The 24,345-nt window shown below is 66.3% G+C and carries 21 protein-coding genes and 1 rRNA gene; 8 read left to right on the top strand and 14 right to left on the bottom strand.

What is annotated here, in order from left to right:
- Positions 1–60: 60 nt before the first annotated feature.
- Positions 61–173, top strand: a 5S ribosomal RNA gene (gene rrf / locus IAG39_RS21410).
- A gap of 148 nt (positions 174–321) precedes the next feature.
- Here the strand turns inward: rrf and IAG39_RS21405 are convergent.
- On the bottom strand, positions 322–1,731 hold the full coding sequence (locus IAG39_RS21405; protein WP_223283448.1) for a sigma-54-dependent transcriptional regulator: 1,410 nt from the start codon (positions 1,729–1,731) through the stop codon (positions 322–324).
- Positions 1,715–3,694 carry an ATP-binding protein gene (locus IAG39_RS21400; RefSeq protein WP_118933618.1) on the bottom strand — a complete coding sequence of 660 codons (1,980 nt, stop codon included), beginning with the start codon at positions 3,692–3,694 and terminating at the stop codon, positions 1,715–1,717. The genes IAG39_RS21405 and IAG39_RS21400 overlap by 17 nt, the downstream gene beginning before the upstream one ends.
- Before the next feature lie 292 nt (positions 3,695–3,986).
- Between IAG39_RS21400 and IAG39_RS21395 the strand changes: the two genes are divergently transcribed.
- Positions 3,987–5,360 (top strand): dicarboxylate/amino acid:cation symporter, encoded by a 1,374-nt coding sequence (locus tag IAG39_RS21395; protein ID WP_118933617.1) that lies wholly within the window; start codon positions 3,987–3,989, stop codon positions 5,358–5,360.
- Positions 5,361–5,491: 131 nt separating this feature from the next.
- Here the strand turns inward: IAG39_RS21395 and IAG39_RS21390 are convergent, their stop codons facing one another.
- The 7 genes from IAG39_RS21390 to IAG39_RS21360 all read right to left on the bottom strand — a co-directional run bounded on the left by IAG39_RS21390 (position 5,492) and on the right by IAG39_RS21360 (position 10,782).
- Positions 5,492–6,106 (bottom strand): Maf family protein, encoded by a 615-nt coding sequence (locus IAG39_RS21390; protein WP_118933616.1) that lies wholly within the window; start codon positions 6,104–6,106, stop codon positions 5,492–5,494.
- 35 nt (positions 6,107–6,141) lie between these two features.
- Entirely contained in the window at positions 6,142–6,612 is a 471-nt protein-coding gene (gene rlmH, locus IAG39_RS21385) for a 23S rRNA (pseudouridine(1915)-N(3))-methyltransferase RlmH (protein ID WP_059378867.1), read from the bottom strand.
- Positions 6,613–6,619: 7 nt separating this feature from the next.
- A complete protein-coding gene (gene rsfS / locus IAG39_RS21380; RefSeq protein ID WP_013392761.1) occupies positions 6,620–7,021 on the bottom strand; it encodes a ribosome silencing factor in 402 nt (133 codons plus the stop codon).
- Positions 7,022–7,096: 75 nt separating this feature from the next.
- Positions 7,097–7,684 (bottom strand): nicotinate (nicotinamide) nucleotide adenylyltransferase, encoded by a 588-nt coding sequence (gene nadD, locus IAG39_RS21375; RefSeq protein ID WP_118933615.1) that lies wholly within the window; start codon positions 7,682–7,684, stop codon positions 7,097–7,099.
- Positions 7,681–8,592 carry an oxygen-dependent coproporphyrinogen oxidase gene (gene hemF / locus IAG39_RS21370; RefSeq protein WP_059378870.1) on the bottom strand — a complete coding sequence of 304 codons (912 nt, stop codon included), beginning with the start codon at positions 8,590–8,592 and terminating at the stop codon, positions 7,681–7,683. Before hemF ends, nadD begins: the two co-directional genes overlap by 4 nt.
- Before the next feature lie 12 nt (positions 8,593–8,604).
- Entirely contained in the window at positions 8,605–9,912 is a 1,308-nt protein-coding gene (purD, locus tag IAG39_RS21365; protein WP_118933614.1) for a phosphoribosylamine--glycine ligase, read from the bottom strand.
- Between the two features lie 138 nt (positions 9,913–10,050).
- Positions 10,051–10,782, bottom strand: a complete 732-nt coding sequence (locus IAG39_RS21360; RefSeq protein WP_059378872.1) for a YebC/PmpR family DNA-binding transcriptional regulator — start codon at positions 10,780–10,782, stop codon at positions 10,051–10,053.
- Between the two features lie 161 nt (positions 10,783–10,943).
- Here IAG39_RS21360 and IAG39_RS21355 point away from each other — a divergent pair, with 161 nt between their 5' ends.
- The 3 genes from IAG39_RS21355 (at position 10,944) to IAG39_RS21345 (ending at position 14,683) form a co-directional block, all read left to right on the top strand.
- Positions 10,944–12,470, top strand: a complete 1,527-nt coding sequence (locus tag IAG39_RS21355; RefSeq protein WP_118933619.1) for a helicase HerA-like C-terminal domain-containing protein — start codon at positions 10,944–10,946, stop codon at positions 12,468–12,470.
- A gap of 152 nt (positions 12,471–12,622) precedes the next feature.
- Positions 12,623–13,690: a tartrate dehydrogenase gene (locus IAG39_RS21350; protein ID WP_059379033.1), complete on the top strand. Its 1,068-nt coding sequence runs from the start codon at positions 12,623–12,625 to the stop codon at positions 13,688–13,690.
- Positions 13,691–13,723: 33 nt separating this feature from the next.
- Positions 13,724–14,683, top strand: coding sequence for a hypothetical protein (locus tag IAG39_RS21345; RefSeq protein ID WP_059378873.1), 960 nt, complete (start codon positions 13,724–13,726; stop codon positions 14,681–14,683).
- Positions 14,684–14,738: 55 nt separating this feature from the next.
- On the opposite strand, the gene IAG39_RS21340 is transcribed toward IAG39_RS21345, so the two are convergent.
- The 5 genes from IAG39_RS21340 to IAG39_RS21320 form a co-directional block, all read right to left on the bottom strand.
- On the bottom strand, positions 14,739–16,337 hold the full coding sequence (locus tag IAG39_RS21340) for a DHA2 family efflux MFS transporter permease subunit (protein ID WP_118933613.1): 1,599 nt from the start codon (positions 16,335–16,337) through the stop codon (positions 14,739–14,741).
- Entirely contained in the window at positions 16,334–17,527 is a 1,194-nt protein-coding gene (locus IAG39_RS21335; protein WP_118933612.1) for an efflux RND transporter periplasmic adaptor subunit, read from the bottom strand. Before IAG39_RS21335 ends, IAG39_RS21340 begins: the two co-directional genes overlap by 4 nt.
- Positions 17,528–17,549: 22 nt before the next feature.
- Positions 17,550–18,971 (bottom strand): efflux transporter outer membrane subunit, encoded by a 1,422-nt coding sequence (locus IAG39_RS21330; protein ID WP_118933611.1) that lies wholly within the window; start codon positions 18,969–18,971, stop codon positions 17,550–17,552.
- Positions 18,972–19,067: 96 nt separating this feature from the next.
- On the bottom strand, positions 19,068–19,574 hold the full coding sequence (locus IAG39_RS21325) for a MarR family winged helix-turn-helix transcriptional regulator (RefSeq protein ID WP_054458746.1): 507 nt from the start codon (positions 19,572–19,574) through the stop codon (positions 19,068–19,070).
- A gap of 33 nt (positions 19,575–19,607) precedes the next feature.
- Positions 19,608–20,501, bottom strand: coding sequence for a DMT family transporter (locus IAG39_RS21320; RefSeq protein WP_118933610.1), 894 nt, complete (start codon positions 20,499–20,501; stop codon positions 19,608–19,610).
- A gap of 76 nt (positions 20,502–20,577) precedes the next feature.
- Here IAG39_RS21320 and IAG39_RS21315 point away from each other — a divergent pair, with 76 nt between their 5' ends.
- The 3 genes from IAG39_RS21315 to styD all read left to right on the top strand — a co-directional run bounded on the left by IAG39_RS21315 (position 20,578) and on the right by styD (position 24,310).
- On the top strand, positions 20,578–21,555 hold the full coding sequence (locus IAG39_RS21315) for a DMT family transporter (RefSeq protein ID WP_118933609.1): 978 nt from the start codon (positions 20,578–20,580) through the stop codon (positions 21,553–21,555).
- A 71-nt stretch (positions 21,556–21,626) separates the two neighbouring features.
- Positions 21,627–22,616, top strand: coding sequence for a quinone oxidoreductase family protein (locus tag IAG39_RS21310; RefSeq protein WP_059378888.1), 990 nt, complete (start codon positions 21,627–21,629; stop codon positions 22,614–22,616).
- Between the two features lie 182 nt (positions 22,617–22,798).
- Entirely contained in the window at positions 22,799–24,310 is a 1,512-nt protein-coding gene (styD, locus tag IAG39_RS21305; RefSeq protein ID WP_059378890.1) for a phenylacetaldehyde dehydrogenase StyD, read from the top strand.
- Positions 24,311–24,345: the final 35 nt, after the last annotated feature.

The raw sequence follows: 24,345 nt of genomic DNA, 5'->3' as shown, positions 1-24,345 counted from the left end.
CGTTGTGTTTCTTCCAAGATTGGAGCTGTTGCCTCAACCGCAGCCGCTCAACCAGTTACGCTTGACGACCATAGCGAGTTGGTCCCACTCCTTCCCATCCCGAACAGGACAGTGAAACGACTTTGCGCCGATGATAGTGGACGGACGTCTGTGAAAGTAGGTCATCGTCAAGCTTTTATTCCGCAGAACCCCACAGGTAACCCCTGTGGGGTTTTGTCTTTGTGGCGCCGCGTCGATGATTAGACTCATGCGGTCCGCAACCTCCAATGAAAAAGCCCTCGCAGGATGCTCCTGCGAGGGGCAATGCGGACGCCGCGCAGCCTACTGTTGCGTGTACTGCTGGCGGTCGATGCCGTGGCGCTGCAGCTTGTCGTAGAAGGTCTTGCGCGGAATGCCCAGCGACTCCAGAGTGGCCTTGATGTCGCCCTGGTGCGCCTGGAGTGCCTCGCGGATGAGCTGCGCTTCGAAGCGCTCCATCCGGTCCGGCAGGCTCGCCGCGGCGTCCAGGGCCATGGAGGTTGGCGGGGCAGGGGTATTCAGCACGCCAAGAACGACGCGTTCGGCGAAATGCGCGAGTTCACGCACGTTGCCGGGCCAATCGTGCGTCATGACATGTTGCTTGATGGACGCCGGCATTTCCGGGATGTCGCGCTGGAAGCGGCGCGATGCGTGGCCGAGGTAGTGGGCAAACAGCAGCGGAATGTCCTCGCGGCGCTCGCGCAGCGGCGGAATCCGGATGGTGACGACATTGAGGCGGTAGAACAGGTCCTCGCGAAACTTGGCGCGTATGGCCGGACTGCCCAGGTCCTCCTTGGTGGCGGCGACCACGCGCAGGTCCAGATTGCGCACTTCGTTGCTGCCCAGGGGAGTGATCTGGCGGGATTCAAGCACGCGTAGCAGCTTGACCTGCACTGCCAGCGGCATGCTTTCGATCTCGTCCAGGAACAGCGTGCCGCCGCTGGCGTGCTCGATGCGGCCGATACGCTTCTTTTGGGCGCCGGTGAAAGCGCCGGGCTCGTGGCCGAACAGTTCGCTTTCGATGACGCTTTCGGGCAGGGCGCCGCAATTGATCGCGACGAGAGCGCGGTGCCTGCGGCGGCTCAGGCGATGCAAGGCGGTGGCAACGACTTCCTTGCCGGTTCCGGTCTCGCCTTCGACCAGGACGTCCACGTCCGCATCCGCGATATGCCGCAGCGTTTGCTTGATGCGCTGCATGGCGGGCGTGGCGCCGATGAAAGGCACTTCGTCGGCCTCGACGGCGAACGCGGCCTCGCGCAGCCGGCGGTTTTCCAGCACAAGGTGGCGCTTTTCCGCAGCGTGCATGATGGCGGTGATCAGCCTGTCGGCGGCATAGGGTTTCGCCAGGAAATCGTAGGCGCCGTCTCGCATGCATTGCACGGCGGTGGCGATGTCGCCATGGCCGGTGATCAGGATGACGGGAATGTCGGGGTCGATGTCCCGCAAGCGCTGGAAGAGCTGTAAGCCGTCCATGTCGGGCATACGAATGTCGCTGACGACCACGCCGTCGAAATCGCGCGTCAGCGTGGGCAGCGCAGAGCGCGCGCTGGCATGCGCGTCCACGGCGATGCCATGCAGTTTCAGCGTCTGCGCATTGGCGCGCAGCAGTTCGTCGTCGTCGTCGATGAACACGGCGCGCGGCGAGAACGGTTGGCGCAGGCTGTCGTCGATGGATGCCGGTGCGGCGGGAGGAAATTCAGGAGCGCGGTTCATGGTGTAGCTCGGTAGCGTTTTGCCGGCCAGGCGCCTTGCGCAACGTCAGGATGAACATGGCTCCGCGGCCCGGGGCATGCGGAGCCGGAAAGACGGGATCGGCCGGGCCGGCGGCGATCAAGTCGCCACCGAATTCGGTGACGATGTCGCGGCAGATGACCAGCCCCAGCCCGAGTCCTTCGGCCTTGGTCGTGTAGAAGGGGGTGAACAGGTGCGCCCGCGCCTCGGCCGACAGGCCGGGGCCGTTGTCGCTGACGTAGACCTGCACGGTCGCACCCAGGTCTTGCAGCGCGACGACGATGCGGCCGTCTGGCCGGCCTTCCAGGGCTTCCATCGCGTTTTGAAGCAGATTCACCAGCACCTGTTCCAGCCGTATGCGATTGGCCAGCACCTGGTAATTCTGATCCGCGGGCGGACGTTGCAGGACGATGCCCTGGCGCCGCGCCCGCGGGGCAACCAGCAGTAGCGCGCCCTCCAGGCAATCCTTCAGGCTGGCGGGTCCGATGGACGTGTCAGCCTTGCGCGAAAAGGCGCGCAGTTCCCCCGTGATGTGGCCGATCCGTTCCGTCAACGCGGCGATGGTGCCCAGGTTCTCCTGCGCCGAGCCTTCGTCTTGCCGGCGCAGGAATTCGGCGGCGTTGTCCGCATAGGCGCGTATGGCCGCGACAGGCTGGTTGATCTCGTGCGCCACGCCGGCAGCCACCTGTCCCAGCAGCGCGAGCTTGCTGGCCTGGACCAACTCCTCTTGCATGGTGTGCAGGCGGGCGGCGGTGCGCTGGCGCTCGTCCATCTCATCGACCAGCTGTTCGTTGACTTGCAGCAATTGAGCCGTGCGTTCGTCGACCAGGGAGGCCAGCTGTTCGTGGACGGCGGCCTGCTGTTCGGCGCGCTCGCGGTTGCGGTGGCGGCGGAAGAGAATGATGCCTACCAAGGCGGCCAACGCGCACTGCGCCAGCAGCGCGCCCAGCTGGGCGTTGGCGGTAGCCTGGTTGATGGCCGCCTGCACGGGTGATAACAGATGCAGCGTCCAACCTGGGGACTCGACGATGGGCAGCGTCGTGTGCACCATTGGCGTTCCTGCCGGGATCTGCGGCAGGGTTACGTCGGCGCGTATGAGCTGGCCGTGGCTGATGAGCTGCAGCTGCGGCCGCAAGGGCAGCGGCAGGAAGGGCGCGTCGCCGAATTGCAGGCTGGTGCGCAAGGTCCGGGCCAAGTCTGGGGTGAGCGGAGCCAGCACGTCGAAACGCCAGTCGGAAATACTGCCCAACAGCACCACGCCATGCTCGTCGGTGACGAAAATGGGCGAGACCGACTGGCGCCAGTCGGCCTCCAGGTCCCGGAAATCCACTTTCAACACGACTACGCCCAGCAGGGCGCCGTTGACGTCGTCCACGCGCCGCGACAAGTACAGCCCGGCCTCGTGGCTGATCGTGCCCAGGGCGAAATGTTCGGCCGAGCCATGGGCTACCGATCCCTGGAAATAGGGGCGGAACTGGTAGTCCACGCCGACAAACGTGGCGGGTTCGCGCCAGTTGCTCGCAGCGATCGCAAGGCCTTTCTTGTCCAGCACGTAAATGGCGGATGCGCCTACGCCGCGGCTTAGCGTATCGAGCTTCTCATCCAGGGATTCGATCTGTCCGTGCGAACCTTCCTGCAGCGCCGCGCGCACGTCGACATCGCGCGTCAGGACAAAGGGCAGCGCCCTGAACTTGTCCAGGTTGTTTCGCAGCAATGCCGCGTTGAGCTGGGCTGCCACGCGTGCCTGTTCCCCGGCACTCTTCAGCGCGCCGTCGCGCGCCCAGAGGGTGGCGGCGTGCAGCACCCCGTAGACGATGGCGACGACCAACAAGATGGCGATGGCTTTCCAGGGCCAAGGCCAGACGGGCGTATGCCGTGGACGGCGCGGCTGGCTGGTCTGGTCCGGACCGGGCCAGGCATCGCGAGGGGAGGAGCGGGTCGACATGGGATGTGCGGTTTTTCGCACATTCTATATCTATTCTGTGTGAAATTCCGCCAAAAATCGTCGGGCCAGCGCGCTGGGGAAGGAAAAAGTTCGTTTCTGATCAAGGGCTTGGAGCTCAGGCGCGGGGCTGGTCGATGTTGGCATGCCTCTTGCATTAGTAAAGCCAAGCCTGGTGGAGCCGTCTGCCGGGTGAAATCGGCTTGCGGCGAGACGCGCTGGCCAGAAAACAGATAACGCCCCGTCGCCCGCGCTGAATCGCCCGGAGCAAGGGGCCTTGGTGGGGACAATCCCAATGATCGACGTGGATCAAGTCGCGCCCGCGCGCAAGCTCAAGTTCTATCAAATCCTTTATGTGCAGGTGATTTTCGCCATCGTGGTGGGCGTGCTGCTGGGCGCGTTCAAGCCCGAGCTTGGCCAGCAGATGCAACCGCTGGGCGACGCCTTCATCAAACTGGTGAAGATGATCATCGCGCCGGTGATCTTTCTGACCGTAGCCACCGGCATCGCCGCGATGAGCGACCTGAAGAAGGTCGGTCGCGTGGCGGGCAAGGCCATGCTGTACTTCCTGGTGTTCTCGACGCTTGCGCTGATCGTAGGCATGATCGTCAGCCACATCGTCCAGCCGGGCGCCGGCATGCACATCGACCCCAAGACGCTGGACGAGAAGGCAGTGTCGGGCTACGTGGCCAAGGCGCATGACTCGACGATCACGGGCTTCCTGATGAACGTGATTCCGACCACGATCTTCAGCCCGTTTGTCGGCGGCGACATCCTCCAGGTGCTGTTCGTGGCGGTGTTGTTCGGCATTTCGCTGGCCATGGTGGGCGAACGCGGACAGCCGATACTGAACTTCATGACCGCCCTGGCGCAGCCCGTCTTCAGGCTGGTCGCCATCCTGATGAAGGCCGCGCCCATCGGCGCCTTTGGCGCGATGGCCTTCACCATCGGCAAGTACGGCATCAAGTCCGTCATCAATCTGGCGATGCTGGTAGGTACGTTTTACGCAACCTCGGTGCTGTTCGTGGTCGTGGTGCTGGGCCTGGTGGCGCGCTACAACGGCTTTTCGATCCTGAAGCTGGTGCGCTACATCCGCGAAGAACTGCTGCTGGTGCTGGGCACCAGTTCGTCCGAAGCCGCGTTGCCCACGCTGATGCAGAAGATGGAACGGGCCGGCTGCTCGAAGTCGGTGGTCGGGCTGGTCGTGCCCACCGGCTACTCGTTCAACCTGGACGGCACCAACATCTACATGACGATGGCGGCGCTGTTCATCGCGCAGGCTTGCGACATTCCGCTGTCGTTGGGCGACCAGATCCTGCTGCTGCTGGTGGCGATGCTGAGCTCCAAGGGCGCGGCGGGCGTGACCGGGGCGGGCTTCATCACCTTGGCCGCGACCCTCTCGGTGGTGCCTTCCGTGCCGGTCGCCGGCATGGCGCTGATCCTGGGCGTGGACCGCTTCATGTCGGAATGCCGCGCGCTGACCAACCTGGTCGGCAACGCGACTGCCGCCGTGGTCGTGGCGCGCTGGGAAGGGGAACTGGATAAGGAACAGCTGCATGCCGCGCTTGAGGGCGAGCTGCAGCCCGTGCCCGTGCCTGCCCCGGCTCCGGTTCAGCAAACGCCGAGGACTGGCGGCCTGCCCATGGGGCAGCCGATGCAGCACGGCTGAAGCGGTGTAGATCCGCAGTCGCCTGCGCGCGGCCGCGTCTGTTGATGCGGCGATGCTGCCCGGCGGTAAAAAGAAAATCCCCCGGACCTTGACGGTCTCGGGGGATTTTTTCCGGCAGGACGCCGCAGCTTTCAGGGCACCTGTATACCTGCCGCGCGCAACAGGTTCGCGGTTTCGAACAAGGGCAGGCCCATCACGCCGGTGTAGCTGCCGGCGATATGTGAAATGAACGTGCCTGCCAGGCCCTGGATGCCATAGGCGCCGGCCTTGCCGTAGGGTTCGCCGCTGTCGCAGTAGCGGCCGATTTCCTCATCCGTCAGCTCGCGCATGCGGACTTCGGTGATGGACACGGCCTCCAGCAACTGGTTTCCAGTCCAGACGGCGACAGCGGTATGCACTTCGTGGGTGGAGCCGGACAGGGCCCGCAAAATGCGCATGGCGTCGTCGCGGTCGGCCGGTTTGCCCAGTACCGCGCCCGCCAGGATGACGGTGGTGTCGGCGGCCAGCAGCGGCAGTTGCGGCAGGTCCTGGCTGAGCATCCAATCGCGTCCGCGCAAGGCCTTGTCGCGCGCAGTGCGTTGGACGTAGTTGGCGGCGCTTTCGCCAGGGTGCTGGGGTTCGTCCTCGCCCGGCGGGGCGGGTACGAGCAGGACTTCGTGGGCCAGGCCGACCTGGGTCAGCAGCTCGCGCCGCCGGGGACTGGCGGAGGCAAGGTAGAGGCGCGCGGAGGTTGCGGTGTCGGTCATGCGTCAGCGGGATGGGCGTCGGCCCGGCCAGAGGGTCAGGCGCGGTGGTAGGGATGGTTCGTCATGATGGCCCAGGCCCGGTAGAGCTGTTCGGCCAGCACCACGCGCACCATGGGGTGCGGCAGCGTCAGCGAGGACAGGCGCAATTGGCCGGAACAGGATGCCTTCAGGTCGGCATCCAGCCCGTCCGGGCCGCCGACGAGAAAAGCGACATCCTGGCCGCCTGCGCGCCATTGTTCCAGCTTTTGCGACAACGCCATGGTGGTGAGGTCGCGTCCGCGTTCGTCCAGCGCCAGGCGCAACGCACTGGCGGGCAGGGCGGCTTCGATCCGCTTGGCTTCCGCCGCCATCATCTGGGCGGGGGTTTTACCGGTGGTGCGGGGTTCGGGTTTGATTTCGCGCAGTTCCAGCGCGCAGTCGGCCGGCAGGCGCTTGGCGTAGTCGTCCCAGGCGGTTTGCACCCAGTCCGGCATGCGTGTGCCCACGGCCACGACGATCAGCTTCACGGCGCGCTCAGTACTCGGCGTCGTGCGCGCCGTCGTTGGCGACCGGCGCGGGGCGGGTGGACTCGGGCAGGAGCTTCACGCGCACCGGCTTGCCGCCCCAGATTTCTTCCAGGTTGTAGTACTGGCGGATGGCGGGTTGCATGATGTGCACGACTACGTCGCCCAGGTCGACCACGACCCATTCGCCGGTGTCTTCGCCTTCGATGGTGATGCCGGAGAGGTCGAGCGCGCGGCCGCGGTCCGCGACGCTGGAAGCGAGGGCGCGGGTCTGGCGGTTGGAGGTGGCGCTTGCAATCACGACGCGATCGAACAGGCTGGTCAGATGCGTGGTGTTGTAGACCTTGATGTCTTGCGCCTTGACGTCTTCGAGGGCGTCGATGACGGCGCGTTGGAGTTTTTGTATATCCATAGTCAGTAAATATAACCCGCGGGCGGACAGCGGATGCTGGCCCCGTGGCGCTTTCAGCGCACCGCGGGTGTAGGTTTATCGGTAAAGATGGTGCGCCGCAATATACGCGGCCACCGGTGCGGCAAGCAGGCCCTCGGTCGATTCGCCTTGCGCCAGGCGCTGGCGGATCTGCGAGGCCGAAACCGGCATGGGAGCAAAAGGCAGCTCCTGCAGTTCGCGACCCTGGCGGCGCAGGTGTTCGGCCAGCGCCGGCGGGGCAGTGAGCGCCGTGCCCGGGCGGGTGGCGACGGCCAGGTCCACCAGGCTGGCGATGTCCTGCCAGTCGCGCCAAGTGCAGAAATTCGCCAACTGGTCGGTACCCAGCAACCAGACATAGCGCGCGTCCTGGGGGAGGGCGCGCAGCGTGTCTATGGTGTAGGTCGCGCCGCCGCGTTCGATTTCAATGGGATTGACGATCAGGTGCGCATGGCCGGCGATGGCCAGTTGGAGCATGTCGCGGCGTTGTTCGGCCGTGGCGTGCAACGCCGCACGCTGCCAGGGATTGGCCGCGGGGATGAGCTGCACCTCGGCCAGGCCCAGCGTCTGCAAGGCATTTTGCGCCAGGGCGATGTGCGCGACGTGGACGGGGTCGAAACTGCCACCCAGCAGGCCGATGCGCTTCAAACCCAGTCCCGCGGTTTGAGGTAGGCGGCCAATTCGGCCTCGGGCGTACCCGCTTCGGGCTGCCAGTCGTAGCGCCACTGCGCCAGCGGCGGCATGGACAGCAGGATCGACTCGGTGCGTCCGCCGGACTGCAGGCCGAACAGCGTGCCGCGGTCGAAGACCAGGTTGAACTCCACATAGCGTCCACGGCGGTAGGCCTGGAAATCGCGCTCGCGTTCGCCGTAGGATTGGTCGCGGCGGCGTTCCACGATCGGCATGTAGGCCGGCAGGAAGGCGTCGCCCACCGAACGGGTCAGCGCGAACGAGGCGTCAAAGCCGGGAGCGTTCAGGTCGTCGTAGAAGATGCCGCCCACGCCGCGCGTTTCATTGCGGTGCTTGAGGAAGAAATACTCGTCGCACCAGCGCTTGTAGCGCGGGTAGTAGTCGGCGCCATGGCCAGCCAGCGCATCGCGGCAGGTGGCGTGGAAATGGCGGGCGTCTTCCTCGTAGGGATAGTAGGGCGTCAGGTCGATGCCGCCGCCGAACCAGAAGACGTCGGCCTCGTCGTGGCCAGGCCGCGCGGCGGCCAGGAACATGCGCACGTTCATGTGCGTGGTGGGCACATAGGGATTGCGCGGATGCAGCACCATGGACACGCCCATGGCTTCCCAGGAACGGCCGGCCAGTTCCGGGCGGTGCGCGCTGGCCGAGGGCGGCAGCTTGCTGCCCTGGACGTGGCTGAACAGCACGCCGGCCCGTTCGAACAGCGAGCCGCCTTCCAGCAGGCGCGACAGCCCGCCGCCGCCCTCGGGGCGGACCCATTCGTCGGTACGGAAGGCTGCGCCCTCGGCGGCTTCCAGGGCGCCGACGATGCGGGCCTGCAAGCCGGTGAGGTAGTCCCGGACGGAAGAGACGGGCAAGGCGTTCATTGACGGTTCCGGCTAGGCGTTGGGCTTGGACTTCTGCTGCGAGGGCTTGAGCGCTCGCCAGCCGATGTCGCTGCGGTACTGGCGGCCGTCGAAGTGGATGCCGTCGATCGCTTCGTAGACGCGGTCGCGGGCCATCTTGACGGAGTCGCCCAGCGCCGTGACGCACAGCACGCGGCCGCCGGTGGTCTTGACTTCGTCGCCGTCGAGCTTGGTGGCGGCGTGGAACACCATGCAGTCTTCGGCGTCGGCGGGCAGGCCGCGGATGACATCGCCGGTGCGCGGCGTGTTGGGGTAGTTGTGCACGGCCAGCACGGCGCCCAGGGCGGTACGGCGGTCCCAGGTGATGTCGGCCTGGTCGAGCGTGCCGTCGACGGCATGCTCCAGGGCGTCCAGCAGGTCGCTCTTGACGCGCATCATGATGGGCTGCGTTTCAGGATCGCCCATGCGGCAGTTGAATTCCAGGGTCTTGATCTCGCGGTCGGGGTCGTCGCCCGGGGCGATCATCAGGCCGGCGTACAGGAAGCCCGTGTACGGGATGCCGTCGCGCGTCATGCCCTGCACGGTCGGCAGGATGATTTCGCGCATGATGCGGTGGTGCAGTTCCGGGGTGACGATGGGCGCGGGCGAATACGCGCCCATGCCGCCGGTGTTGGGGCCCTGGTCGCCGTCCTGCAGGCGCTTGTGGTCCTGGCTGGTGGCCAGGGCCAGCACGTTGCGGCCGTCGCACATGACGATGAAGCTGGCTTCTTCGCCCACCAGGCATTCCTCGATGACGACGCGCGCGCCGGCGGCGCCCATGGAGCCGTCGCCCAGCATGGCGTCCACGGCGGCATGCGCTTCTTCCAGCGTGGCGGCGACCACGACGCCCTTGCCCGCGGCCAGGCCGTCGGCCTTGATGACGATGGGAGCGCCTTCCTGGTCGATGTAGGCATGAGCCTTGGCCGGATCGGTGAAGGTTTCGTAGCGGGCGGTCGGGATGTTGTGCCGGACCATGAAGGCCTTGGCGTAGTCCTTCGAGCTTTCCAGCTGAGCGGCGGCCTTGGTGGGGCCGAAGATCTTCAGGCCGCGGGCGCGGAACACGTCGACGACGCCGGCGGCCAGGGGGGCTTCAGGGCCGACGACGGTCAGGGCGACGCCTTCGCGTTGCACGAAATCAGCCAATTCCTCGGCATTGGTGAACGGGACGTTCTCGATCTGTTCGGCGCGTTGCGTGCCGCCGTTGCCGGGAGCGACGTATACCTTGTGGACGCGCGGGGAGCGGGCCAGCCGCCAGGCGAGGGCGTGTTCTCGGCCGCCAGAGCCAATTACCAGGAGTTTCATGTTGCGTGGTTCTTAAGGTTGCCAGTCGAGCGCCGCAAGGCGCCAGCCCGTGGAGTAGGCCAGGATCCAGGCGGACCCGGATCCGGTGACAGCGTGGCGCCGGACAGGCAAGGCCCGCCCGGCGCCAGGGTAATGGGTTTACTGCGCTTCGTCGAAAACGACGTTCGTATAGACTTCCTGCACGTCGTCCAGGCCTTCCAGGGCGTCGAGCAGTTTTTGCATCTTGATGGCGTCTTCGCCGGCGAGTTCGGTCTCGTTCAGGGCCTTCATGACGATGCCGTCCACTTCGGCCTTCAGGCCGGCGGCGTCGAAGGCGCCGCGCACGGCGGCGTAGTCAGCCGGGGCGCAGACCACTTCGATCACGCCTTCCTCGTCGGTCGTCACGTCTTCGGCGCCGGCTTCGAGGGCGGCTTCCATGACCTTGTCTTCCGAGGTTCCGGGGGCGAACACGAATTGGCCGCAATGCTTGAACATGAAGGCGACCGAGCCTTCCTGGCCCAGGTTGCCGCCGTTCTTGGCGAAGGCGTGGCGCACTTCGGCGACGGTGCGGGTGCGGTTGTCGGTCATGCAGTCGACGATCACGGCTGCGCCGCCGATGCCGTAGCCTTCGTAGCGGACTTCTTCGTAGGCCTCGCCGTCGGCGCCGCCCGCGCCGCGCTGGATGGCGCGCTGGATGTTGTCCTTGGGCATGTTGGCGTCGGTGGCCTTGTCCCAGGCCATGCGCAGACGCGGGTTGCTGTCCGGGTCAGGGCCGCCGGCACGCGCCGCCACGGTGATTTCACGAATGATCTTGGTCCAGAGCTTTCCGCGCTTGGCGTCTTGGCGCCCTTTGCGGTGCTGAATATTGGCCCATTTGCTGTGTCCGGCCATGGCTTCCCAGGGTAATTTGTCTGCAAAAATGGCATTTTACCGTGCCAGCGCCCGGCGCGCCCGGGGGCTGACCGCATGTGTCCATATTGCCACGCGCACAAGCGGCGCAGCAGGCTCTACACTTGGGCATCCATCTGATTCCCTGGTCCGGAGAGCTGCACATGCCCAACCCCATCGTCATCGCCAAGAATGCACAGACCGAATTGGCGCTGCTGCCCGCCCTGGCGAACCGCCACGGCTGTATCACGGGGGCCACGGGCACCGGCAAGACCGTCACCCTGCAGGTTCTGGCGGAATCCTTCTCGCGTATCGGTACGCCGGTGTTCATGGCCGACGTCAAGGGCGACCTGACCGGCATTTCCCAGGCCGGCGCGGCGACTCCCAAGCTGCTGGAACGCCTGAAGAACCTGGGCCTGAGCGAACCGGCCTGGGCGGCCAGCCCCGTCACCTTGTGGGACGTGTTCGGCGAGCAGGGGCTGCCGGTGCGGGCCACCGTGTCGGACATGGGGCCGCTGCTGCTGTCCCGCATCCTGGAATTGAACGATACGCAGGAAGGCGTGCTGACGCTGGTCTTCAAGGTTGCGGATGACGAAGGCCAGCTGCTGCTGGACCTGAAGGACCTGCGCGCCATGTTGCAGAACGTCGCCGACCGCGCTTCGGAACTGAAGACGCGTTACGGCAATGTGTCTTCCGCCAGCATCGGCGCGATCCAGCGCGGCTTGCTGGCCCTGGAATCGCAGGGCGCGGAGAAATTCTTCGGCGAACCCATGCTGGACGTGGCCGACCTGATGCGCACGGACGCGCAGGGGCGCGGCATGGTCAACGTGCTGGCCGCGGACAAGCTGATGCAGGCGCCGCGCCTGTATGCCATCTTCCTGTTGTGGCTGCTGGCGGACTTGTACGAGAAGCTGCCCGAAGTCGGCGACATGGACCAGCCCAAGCTGGTGTTTTTCTTCGACGAAGCCCACCTGCTGTTCAACGACGCGCCCGCCGCGCTGCTGAACAAGATCGAGCAGGTGGTGCGCCTGGTCCGCTCCAAGGGAGTGGGCGTCTATTTCGTGACGCAGAATCCGCTGGACATCCCCGACACCGTGCTGGGGCAATTGGGCAACCGCGTCCAGCACGCCTTGCGGGCGTTCACGCCGCGCGACCAGAAGGCGGTGAAGACGGCGGCCCAGACGATGCGGCCCAATCCGGGGCTGGACGTCGAGGCCGCCATCACCGAGCTGGGCGTGGGCGAGGCGCTGATTTCCTTGCTGGACCCCAAGGGGCGGCCGATGCCGACCGAACGCGCCTACATCGTGCCGCCGGCCAGCCGGATCGGCCCGGCGACCGACGCGGAGCGGCAAGCGCTGCGCCAGGGCAGCCCGCTGGCGTCGAAGTACGAGAAATCGATAGACCGCGAGTCCGCCTATGAAGTGCTGGCCGCGCGCGCGGCCAAGCCGGCGGACCAGGCCGGCGCGGCCAGGAACGGTTCCGCGCAGCCCGAAGGCAAGGGCGCCGCGGAAGAATCGGGCGGCGGTCTGATGGACAGTTTGAACGAGGTTCTGTTCGGGTCGACGGGCCCGCGCGGCGGCAAGCGCGACGGTGTGGTGCAGACCATGGCCAAGAGCACGGTCCGGTCGATCGCGCGTGAATTGACCCGGGGCATTTTGGGTTCCTTGCTGGGCTCGAAAGGCCGGCGTTGAATCCCTCGTCCGGCGAGCCTGCCGGACGTCGTTGGTACGCCCGATTTGGGGCCGTATCGAGTAACATTCCCGTGCAATGACAAGGAGGTCGCGCGTGGCCGCTCAGACCCGTGGCACGCGCGATGCATCCAAAGAAAACAAAGGAAGACGTGGTGGCAAAGAAACACAAGATAGCGGTGATTCCCGGAGACGGCATCGGCAAGGAAGTCGTGCCCGAAGGCTTGAAAGTGCTGGATGCGGTCGCAACGCGATTTGGCATCGATTTTCAGTGGGACCATTTCGACTGGAGCTGCGACTACTACGCCAAGCACGGCAAGATGATGCCGGACGACTGGCAGGCGCAGATCGGCCAGCATGAAGCGATTTTCTTCGGCTCGATAGGCTGGCCCGCCACGGTGCCTGACCACGAAGCGCTGTGGGGCTCGCTGTTCAAGTTCCGCCGCGAGTTCGACCAGTACATCAACCTGCGCCCGGTGCGCCTGATGCCCGGCGTGCCTTCGCCGCTGAAGGACCGCCAGCCCGGCGAGATCGACTTCTTCATCGTGCGCGAGAACACCGAAGGCGAATACTCCAACAGCGGCGGCCGCCTGTTCGCGGGCACCGAGCGTGAAGTGGTCATTCAGGAAAGCGTCTTCACGCGCATCGGCGCCGATCGCGTGCTCAAGTTCGCTTTTGAACTGGCCCAGAAGCGCGGCAAGCACCTGACCGCGGCTACCAAGTCCAACGGCATTTCCATTTCGATGCCCTGGTGGGACGAGCGCGTGGCCGAGATGGGCGAAAAGTATCCGGACGTGCGCTGGGACAAGTACCACATCGACATCCTGTGCGCGCATTTCGTGCAGCATCCCGATTGGTTTGACGTGGTGGTGGCTTCCAACTTGTTTGGCGACATCCTGTCCGACCTGGGGCCGGCCTGCACGGGCACCATCGGCATCGCGCCTTCGGCCAACCTGAACCCTGAACGCAAGTTCCCGTCCCTGTTCGAACCGGTGCACGGTTCGGCGCCGGACATCTACGGCAAGGGCATCGCCAACCCGATCGGCCAGATCTGGAGCGGCGCGCTGATGCTGGATTTCCTGGGTTATCCAGACGCGTCGGCGGCGGTCGTCAAGGCCATCGAGACCGTCCTGGCGGAAGGTCCGCGCACCCGGGACATGAAAGGCACCGCCTCCACCGCCGACGTCGGCAGCGCGATTGCCGCGCTGGTCGCGGCGGGCTGAGGCAAGCCGCTGGCTAGGCTCACAGACTAGTCCATGGACGATTCCGTTTTTTCCCCTTCCTCCGCCCCCGTGGGCGGCGGAAGGGCCGACCGGTTTGCGCGCAAGCTGTTCCGCGTACTCCGGTCGCGCACGCAGCGGCACAATCAACATCTGTGGCCGTTCGTGCGCATCTGGAGGGATCGATCGGGCGTTATTTGCGGCTTTCGCGCCTTTGGCCGGTCGCAGCCAGTCACGCCGCTAGCCCAAGGCTACGATGCTGCCGACGAGGAAATTCATCTGATCCTGAGCGGACCGTCGGTTACTCAGATACCCTACGACCGGCTGAATATCCGTACGGCGATGGGCGTGAACGGCGCCATCATGCTGGCGCGCAAGTTCGATCTGCCGTTCAAGTATTACTGCATCATCGACCAGAACTTCGTGCGCCAGCGTATCGATCTGGTGCGCGAGATCGTGTCGCGCGACCTGACCCTGTACGTCTTGCCCGAGGTCCTGCGCTACATCATGCAGGGGCTGCCGCAGGAGTCGATCCGCTGCCGCATCTGCATCATCGAACTGATCGCCGAACGCGCCTACCAACGCATTTCCGCGCCGGCCGTGCTGCAGCGCATGGCGGCAGCCTCGCCCGACGTGCAACTGCTGGACGCGAAAAGGGGCATGGGATTCAGCTTCAATGTGGAACTGGGCGTCTTCGACGCCGATACCGTGGCCTATGCCGCCTTGCAGGTGCTGGTATCCAGCGGCGCACGCAAGGTCTACACGCATGGGCTGGATCTGACGCTGCAGAACGGCTTGCGCTTCTACAATGAAGGGCAGACGCCGCAGTCCAGCAGGCTGGCGCGCAAGTTCGCGCAACTTATCGAGCCATCGTTCCGCTTCGCGGCAGCGCAATGGCGCGCGCGCGGCATCTCGGTGTTCAACCTGTCGCCCATCAGCGCCTTGCCGGCCGACGTCATCGAGCGCGCCGACTGGCAGGTCTTGTTGAAGGAATAGGGGAAGGTATCGCCTGGTCCTGGACGCAACGCGATCCGGGACCAGGCGCTGCGCCCTAGTGGGCGCCTGCGGCCGCTTCGGCCGCGCCGCCGCCGCCCGCCTTGGCCGACCGGGGACGGGCGAACCACACCAGGCCGGTCAGGGCCAGGAAGATGATCGCGGAGGCATAGAACACGTCCACCGCCGACATGGTGAAGGCTTGCGCATTGATCAGTCCGTCCACCATCGTCAGCGCTTGCTGATGCGTCACGCCCAGCCCGTTCTGCAGCGTCGCCATGGTCTGGTCGAACGCCTGCTGGCCGGGTTTGGCGACCTCGGTGAGCTGCGCGTGATGCATGGTTGCGCGGTTTTCCCACAGCGTGGTGGCGATGGATGTGCCGAACGCGCCCGCGGTCAGGCGCAGGAAGTTCGACAGGCCCGAGGCCGCGGGGATGCGCCACGGCTCGATGCTGGACAGCGTGATCGAGGTAAGCGGCACGAAGAACGTCGCCATGGCCGCGCCCTGGATGATGGTCGGCACCATCAGCGTGCGGACATCGGTCTGGGTGTTGAATCCGGAACGCATGAAGCACACCAGCGCGAAGATCAGGAACGCCACCGTTGCGATTTGCCGCGGATCGCGCGTGGCCAGCATCTTGCCGACGATGGGCGTCAGCAGGATCGCCAGCAGGCCCACCGGCGCGGTCACCAACCCCGCGTAAGTCGCGGTGTAGCCCATGTTGCTTTGCAGCCAGAGCGGCAGCAGCACCACGTTGCCGAAGAAGACGCCGTAGGCCACCGCCAGCGTCAGCGCGCCGACCGTGAAATTGCGGATCTTGAACAGGCGCAGATCCACCACGGGGTGGGCGTCGGTCAGTTCCCAGATCAGGAAGAAGACGAAGGCGACGAAGGCGGTCGCGGCCAGCGCGATGATGGTGCCGCTGGCGAACCAGTCCAGCTCCTTGCCCTTGTCCAGCATGATCTGCAGCGCGCCTACCCACAACACCAGCAGCGCCAGGCCGACCTTGTCGATCGGCAGCTTGCGCGTGACCGATTCGCGGTCGCCATAGATGCGCCAGCTGATCCAGGCGGCCAGCAGGCCCACCGGCACGTTGATGTAGAAGATCCACGGCCAGGTGTAGTTGTCGGAGATCCAGCCGCCCAGCAGCGGCCCGGCGACGGGCGCGACCAGCGTGGTCATGGACCAGACCGCCAGCGCCATGCCCGCCTTGGACTTGGGGAAGCTCGCCAGCATCAACGCTTGCGACAGCGGAATCATGGGCCCGGCGACCGCGCCTTGCAGCACGCGGAACGCGATCAGCGCTTCCAGCGAGGGCGCAAAGCCGCACAGCCACGACGCCAGCACGAACAGCAGCGTGGAAACCAGAAACAGCCGCACCTGTCCGAAGCGTTGCGTGAGCCAGCCCGTCAGCGGCACCGTGATCGCGTTGGCCACGGCAAACGAAGTGATGACCCAGGTGCCCTGGCTGGTGCTGACGCCCAGGTCGCCCGAGATGGTGGGGATGGACACATTCGCGATCGAGGTGTCCAGCACGTTCATGAACACCGCCGTGGACAGCGCGATGGACCCGATGATGCGGGTCGCGCCTTCCAGCGGCGGGTGGGAGCCTGGCGGGGGCGCCGGCGCGGCGGCAGGCTGCTTGGCGGCGCTCATGATGCGAGGTTGGCCTCGATGATCTTGCTGATCATGGCGTCGACTTCATCATGGGCCGGCTCGAAGGCGCGCGTCGACCAGGCCGGTTCCTTGCGTTCGGCCTGCGTCAGCGGTTCGCCTTCCTGCTTGCCCACGTCGACTTCCACGTCCATAGACAGACCCACGCGCAGCGGGTGCTTCTTCAGGTCCTCGGGGTCCAGCGCGATGCGCACCGGCACGCGCTGCACCACCTTGATCCAGTTGCCGGTGGCGTTCTGGGCGGGCAGCAGCGCGAAGGCGCTGCCCGTGCCGGCGTCCAGGCCCGCGATGGTGCCGTGGTAGGTGACCGCGCTGCCGTACAGGTCGGCCACCATCTTGGCCGGCTGGCCGATGCGCATCTTGCGCAGCTGGCCTTCCTTGAAGTTGGCTTCGACCCACACCTGGTCCAGCGGCACCACCGTCATCAGGGCCGAGCCGGGCGCGACGCGCTGGCCGACCTGCACACTGCGCCGGGCCACCACGCCGCCCACCGGAGCGGGCAGTACGGTGCGCGACTGCGCCAGCCAGGCGTTGCGCAGGCCGGCGGCGGCCTGCTGCACGTCGGGGTGGTTGGCGACCGTGGTGCCCTGGGTCAGGGCCTGGTTGGTGGCCAGCTTGGCGCGGGAAGCTGCCAGCGCCGCGCGCGCTTGCGCCAGGCCGGACTGGGCGGACTTCAGCGCGGCTTCGGCGTGCAGGATCTCTTCGCCGCTGACGCCGCCGGACTTGGCCAGCTGCTGACGACGGTTGACGTCGCTTTGCGCGCGGGTCAGCTCGGCCTGGGCGCGCAGGATGTCGGCGTTGCGCAGGTCGACGTCGGCGGCCAGGGCGTCGTTCTGGACGTAGATGGTGCGCACCTGGCGCACCGTTTGCGCCAGCTTGGCCTGGGCCTGCTGCAAGGCCACGTCGGTGTCGGCCGGATCCAGGCGCACCAGCGGCTGGCCTGCGGCCACGGTTTCGGTGTCGTCGGCCTCGATGGCCACGACCGTGCCGGGCACTTGCGGCGTGATCTGCACCAGGTTGCCGTGCACGTAGGCGTCGTCGGTGCTCTCGAAGTGGGCGCCGAACAGCGCCCACCAGATGCCGTAGGCGATCGCGATGAGTATGAAGGCCCCGGTGGCCAGCAGCAGCAGGCGTTTGCGGGCGGGGTTGGCGGCGGGTGTGGCTGCGGTCATGACGTCTGAGTCCGGGGAACGTTCAATGGGTGGAGTTCGTGGCGGGGGCCGGCTCGGCCGCGGGGGCGTAGCCGCCGCCCAGCGCGTTGGCGAGACTGGCGTCCAGCTGATAGGCGCGGATACGCAGATCGGTGTCCAGCCGCGCCTGGGTCAGCACGCCGGTCTGCGCGATGAGCACGGAGATGTAGTTGCCCATGCCGGCCTTGTAGCGCTTGACGGCCAGGTCATAGGCGGCGTCGATGGCTTCGCGGGCCTGGCGCTGCTGGGCCTTTTCCTGGTCCAGCAGGCGCAGGCCGTCGAGCGCGTCGGCCACCTGGTGCACGGCGTCCAGCACGGTCTGGTTGTAGTCCGACACCGCGAGGTCGGCGTCGGCGCGCCGGCCCGCCAGGTTGGCGTTCAATTCGCCGCCGTGGAAGATCGGCAGCGTGACCGCCGGGCCGAAACCGGCCATGCGGGCATCCGCGCCCAGCAGGTTGCCGGTGCCCATGGCCTGGAAGCCGACGAACGCCGTCAGGTTCACATTGGGGTAGAACTCGGCGCGGGCGCTGTCGATGGCGTGGCGGGCGGCTTCGGCGCGCCATTTCGCGGCGGTGACGTCGGGGCGGTGGCCCAGCAGGTCCAGCGGCACGTTGGCGGGCACGCCGCCGGCGGGCGCGGTCAGCGCCACCGGCTGCAAGGATTGCCCGCGCTGCGGACCGGCCCCAGCCAGCGCGGCGACCTGATTGCGCAGCTGCGCTAGCGTGGTGTCGGTCTGGGTCAGTTCGACCTTGCCGGCGGCCAGCGACGATTCCGCCTGTTTGACTTCCACCTGGGTGTCCAGCCCGGCCGTGTAGCGGCCCTGGGTCAGCGACAGCACCTCGGCGCGCTGGGCCAGCACGCGGTTGAGCACGTCGCGCTGGGCGAAGGCGTTCTGCAGGTTCAGGTAGGCGCGGACCAGGGCGCCGGCCAGCAGATTGCGCGCCGCCTGCGCGTCGGCCGCGGCGGCGGCCTGCTGTGACACGGCCGCTTGCAGGCGCGAGCGGTTCTTGCCCCAGAAGTCCAGCTCATAGCTGAAGTCCAGCGCCAGGCGGTTGTCGCTCACGACCGAGCCGCCCATGGGAGCGGGGTAGATGTAATCCTTGGACAGGTGTTCGCGGGTCAGCGTGTAGTTGGCGTCCACCCGGGGCAGCAGCGGGGCGCGTGCGATGCCGACCGCGGCATTGGCCTTGGCCAGGCGGGCTTGCGCCGCGCTCATCGAGGGGTTGTTGGCCAAGCCCTCGTCCAGCAAGGCATTGAGCTGCGGATCGCCGTAGCGCTGCCACCATTGGGTTTCAGGCCAGACGGTGTCCTGGCTGGTGAGCCCCAGCTTGGCGCCGTCCAGCGCGGCCACGGGCTCGGAGCCGGATTCCATCAATGCGCAACCGCTCAGGGCCAGCACCAATACGGTAGTAAGAAGGCGTTTCATCCTGACTGTTTGCTGAAAGTAATTGATTGATCTGTATTTGCCTAGGCAATCATTATGCCAAATAAAACCCCGAAAGCCGGGGTTCGCTGGCGGCCCTTAGCGGTTTGGAGGTGCTGACGAGGCAGAGCCGTTGGCGATCATCCGGCGCAGCAGGTGCTTGAGCTGCGCGACTTCGTCGCTGGAAAACCCGCGCAGGTGGTAATTCAGGACTCGCGCGATATTGGGCGGGATCGCGCGCGCCTTGGCCTCGCCGATCTCGGTGAGTTCGATCTTGACGACCCGGCGGTCCGTCTGGCACCGGTTGCGGCGCAGCAGGCCCTTGGCTTCCAGCCGGTCCAATGCGCGGGTCATGGCGCCCGTGTCCATGCCGGTGAGCCTGGCGAGTTCCGCGGGCGTATCGGCGCGGCCCTGGAATACCAGCAGCACGGGACGCCATTGCATCGCGGTGAGCTCCAGCGGGGCCATTTCCTGGTCCAGCATCCGGTTCAGGGAATTGGAGACCAGCTTGATCAGGAAGCCGGCGTTTTCATCCATCACGCAGCTGGCGTCTGCACGGTAATGGACGGGGCCGTCGGACGGGGAAGGGGGAGGCGCAGCAGTCATATGCGCCGAATTTTACTGCCTAGTCAGTTATTGTCAAGGCTGTGTCTTCACCGCGGCGTCCGGCTGTGCGGCGGGCGCCTGCTTGCGCAGGCCCGACCAGACGATGGCGGCCACGATCAGGGCGGCGCCCGCCATCATGCGCGGCGTCGGTTCCTGGCTGAACAGCGCCCAGGCGAACGCGATCGCGTAGACGGGCTCCAGTGCGATGACCAGTCCGGCGCTGCGCGCGTTCAGCCGCGTCAGGCTGGAGACGAACAGATAGTGGGATAAGCCCGTGCAGAAGATGCCCAGCAGCGCCAGCCAGAACCAGTCCAGCGCAGGCAGCGCGGGCAACTGGGACACGGCGAAGGGCAGCATTACCAGCGCCACGATCAGGTTCTGCCAGCAGGCTACCTGCATCGGGTCCATGCCCGAGGCTGAACGGCGATTACTCAACGCCAGCAGGGCGAAGCTCAGGCCCGACAACAGGCCCCAGGCCAGGCCGATGGTGCCCTGGTCGGCCAGGTCGAACGCGGGCGTGACCAGAACCAGGCCTGCAGTCACCAGGCCCAGCAGCAACCATTCGGTCGGGCGGATGCGTTCCCGGAAGAGCAACCCCTCGAACAAGGTGATGAAGGCGGGGAAGCTGGCGAAACCCAGCGTGGCGATGGCGATGCCGCCGACCTTCACGGCGATGAAGAAGGTGACCCAGTGTCCCGCCAGCAGGGCGCCCGAGACCACCAGCACGAACAGCTGCGCGGGCGTCAGGGCGCCCAGCAGCGGCTTGCGGCGCATGCGCGCGAACAGCCCCAGCGCGAGCACCGCGAAGACGGCCCGGCCCAGCGTGATCACGGCGGCGCTGGCCTGGATCAATTCGCCGAACACGCCGGTCAGGCCGAAAAGCACGGCGGCAACGTGGATGTAGGTGAGGGCGCGGTGTCGGGTCATGCGTGAGGCAGGCGTATGGCGAAGAAAGCGTGGGTAAAGGCGTGCGGCGTTTTGGCGCTGAATCTAAAATCATCGCATGAATCGCCTTGCCAAGCTTTCGCCGCCCTTCCGCCTTTCCAACCGCGCTGCCGGCTTTTTCCTGGCAACCCTGGGCGCAGTCCTGTTCTCGGCCAAGGCCATCGTGGTGAAGTTCACCTACCGCTATGGCATCGACGCGGTCACCCTCATTGCTTTCCGCATGCTGTTCGCCATGCCGTTCTTCGCGGCGGTGGCCTGGTATCAGTCGCGCCGCGCGGCGCGCGGCGAAATCCCCGTGATGACCTGGAGGGAGCGCGCGCAGGTCTGCGTGCTGGGCCTGCTGGGCTATTACCTGTCCAGCTTCCTGGACTTTCTGGGGCTGCGCTACATCACCGCCAGCCTGGAGCGCCTGATCCTGTTCCTGTCGCCCTCGCTGGTGGTGCTGTTGTCGGCGTTCTGGTTCAAACGCCCGGTCGAGCGCCGCCAGTGGATGGCCATGGCGCTGTCCTATGCCGGGGTGGTGCTGGTGTTCGCCCACGACCTGTCCTTCGGCGGTAGCGAGGTGCTGTTAGGGTCTTTGTTCGTTTTCGGGTCGGCCGCAAGCTATTCTGTGTACCTGATCTGTTCGGGGGTACTGGTCAAGCGCTTGGGCGCGACGCGCCTGGTGGCGTATGCCATGCTGGTGTCCTGCGTGGCCTGCATCATCCAGTTCTTTGCCGTGCATCCTCCGTCCATGCTGATCCAGCCTGCCGGGGTCTACGGGTATTCGGTGATCCACGCCACGCTGAATACCGTGGTGCCGGTGTTCATGCTGATGTGGGCGGTGGCGCTGATCGGCGCGCCCACCGCGTCGCTGCTGGGCATGATCGGGCCGGTATCGGTGCTGTTTCTGGCGTCGTGGTTCCTGCAAGAGCCCATCACGGTGTGGCAGATGGCGGGGACCGCGTTGGTGCTGGCAGGGGTATTCGTGCTGATGGGGGGCGGGGCCGGCAGGCTGGCGTCCGTCAGGCAGGACGAGGCCCGGCCATCGCGTTGAATCTGGTTTTTCTCGTTCAGGGGCCGCAGACAGGCTCTCGTTAGCATTTTTTCCAATGAAAGGAGGCCAGCATGGCCAGCAATCTCGTCAAGGCAATTCGTATCGAGCAGCACGGTGGTCCTGAAGTCCTGAAGCTGGTCGAGGTGGAAGTGCCTCCGCCCGCCGCCAATGAAGTCACGATCGAGCAGCACGCCGCCGGCCTGAACTTCATCGATATCTATTACCGCACGGGTTTGTATCCCCACGCGCTGCCGCATGGCCTGGGCTTCGAGGGCGCGGGCGTCGTGACCGCCGTCGGCGCCGACGTCACGCATCTGAAAAAGGGCGACCGCGTCGCCTACGGCCAGAGCCCCATCGGCGCCTACGCCAAGGCGCGCAATGTGCCGGCGGCGCAGGTCGTCAAGGTGCCCAAGGGCATCGGCTTTGACGAAGCCGCAGCCCTGATGCTCAAGGGCCTGACGGTGCAATACCTGTTCCGCCAGACCTACCGCCTGCAAGGCGGCGAGACCATCCTGTTCCACGCGGCTGCGGGCGGCGTGGGCCTGATCGCATGCCAATGGGCCAAGGCCCTGGGCGTGAAGCTGATCGGCACCGTCTCCAGCCCCGAGAAGGCCGAGCTGGCCCGCGCCAACGGCGCCTGGGAAACCATCGACTACTCGCGCGAGAACGTGGCCGAACGCGTGCTCGAACTGACCGGCGGCAAGAAGGTGCCGGTGGTGTACGACGGCGTGGGCAAGGACACCTGGGAAACCTCGCTGGACTGCATCGAGCCGCGCGGCCTGATGGTGAGCTTCGGCAACGCGTCCGGCCCCGTGTCGGGCGTCAACCTGGCGACGCTGAACCAGAAGGGCTGCCTGTACGTGACGCGCCCGTCGCTGGGCCTGCACGTGAACACGCTGGCCAAGCTGCAGGCCGCCTCCGAGGAGCTGTTCGACCTGGTTCTGAAGAAGAAGATCAAGGTCCGCATCGACCAGCGCTACTCGCTGGAGCAGGCCGGCGAAGCCCAGACCGCGCTGGCCGCGCGCAAGACCACCGGCGCCACGGTGCTGATGCTGGACTGATCCGACGTCCGCGGTGCGCGGGCCCCAAAGGGGCGCCGCGCCAGGCCCGGCACCGCGCGGCGCGCATTGCCGGGCCTTTTTTTTGCGCCGTGCGCAGAATGACAAATCGCCATGCACGGTCCGACAAGCCTTCCGGGAAGGCCGTTGCTATCCTGGCTTCAACCATTTCGTTGGAGCTACGAATGTCTTCAGCAAGCGCAAGCGCCGCCGGCCACGCCGGATCTGACCGCCCGGAACTGGCCGCCATCCGGGAAGCCATGCTCATCGATGGCAAGCCGGTGCGCGAAGGACAAGGCGCGCCCATCGCCGTGCATGATCCGGCCACGGGCGCAGTCATCGCCCATCAGCCTGACGCCGGGCCGCGGCAGGTGGACCTGGCGGTGCAGGCCGCCAGGCGCGCCTTCGAATCCGGTCCCTGGCGCGACATGCTGCCCGCCGGGCGCGAACGCCTGTTGCTGAAACTGGCCGACCTGATCGAACAGCACGGCACCGAACTGGCCCGCCTGGAAACCCTGAACAACGGCAAGCTGCTGGGCGTGGCGCAGGGCCTGGAAGTCGGCTCGGGCGCGCAATGGCTGCGCTACATGGCGGGGTGGGCGACCAAGATCACGGGCGACACCTTGTCGCTGTCCATACCGTTTCCTCCGGGCGTGCGGTACAGCGCCTATACCTTGCCGCAGGCGGTGGGCGTGGTGGCCGCGATCATTCCGTGGAATTTTCCGCTGTTGATGGCGATCTGGAAGATCGCGCCCGCCTTGGCCGCGGGCTGCACCGTCGTGCTCAAGCCCGCCGAGGAAACGCCGCTGACGGCGCTGCGCCTGGCCGAGCTGGTGCTGGAGGCGGGCTTCCCGTCCGGCGTCGTCAACGTCGTGACCGGCCGGGGCGAGACTGCCGGCGCCGCGCTGGTCGCGCATCCTGGCGTGGACAAGATCGCGTTCACCGGTTCGACCGAAGTCGGCAAGCTGATCGGGCGCGCCGCGATGGACGACATGAAGCGGGTCTCGCTGGAGCTGGGCGGCAAGTCCCCCGTGATCGTGCTGGACGACTGCGACGTCGACCGCGCGGTGCAGGGTGCCGCCGCCGCCATTTTCTTCAACCAGGGGCAGGTCTGCACGGCGGGCTCGCGCCTGTATGTGCAGAAGGGCCTGTATCCCAAGGTCGTCCAGGGGCTGGCGGATCTGGCCGCCGGCATGAAGCTGGGTTCCGGATTCGATCCGGCCACGCAGGTCGGCCCGCTGGTGTCGGCCCGCCACCAGAAGCGCGTCATGGATTACATCGGCCTCGGACGCAGCGAAGGCGGACGGGTGCTGGCGGGCGGGGGTAGCGGCAGCGGTTCGGGCTACTTCGTGCAGCCCACCGTTTTTGCGGACGTGCCGCCGGGGGCGCGCATCGTCCGCGAGGAGATCTTCGGACCCGTGGTGGTGGCGCAGCCCTTCGACACGTTGGACGATGCGGTGCGGCTGGCCAATGATAGCGCCTACGGCCTGGGCGCCAGCCTCTGGAGCAACGATCTCTCCCGCGTGCAAAGCCTGATCCCGCGCATCGACGCCGGCACCGTCTGGGTGAACACGCACAACATGCTGGATCCCAACATGCCTTTCGGCGGATTCAAACAGTCCGGCATCGGCCGCGAGCACGGCCGCGCCGTGCTGGAAATGTACCTGGAACGGAAGTCCGTTTGCATCGCTTACTAGAACGATGAGCGCTCGGCCCAAGCCGGGAAATACCG

This window comes from Achromobacter xylosoxidans (genome assembly GCF_014490035.1).
GTDB classification, from domain to species: Bacteria; Pseudomonadota; Gammaproteobacteria; order Burkholderiales; family Burkholderiaceae_B; genus Achromobacter; species Achromobacter bronchisepticus_A.
The sequence above is the reverse complement of the archived record's forward strand: the minus strand, read 5'-3'. Positions and strand labels throughout refer to the sequence as shown.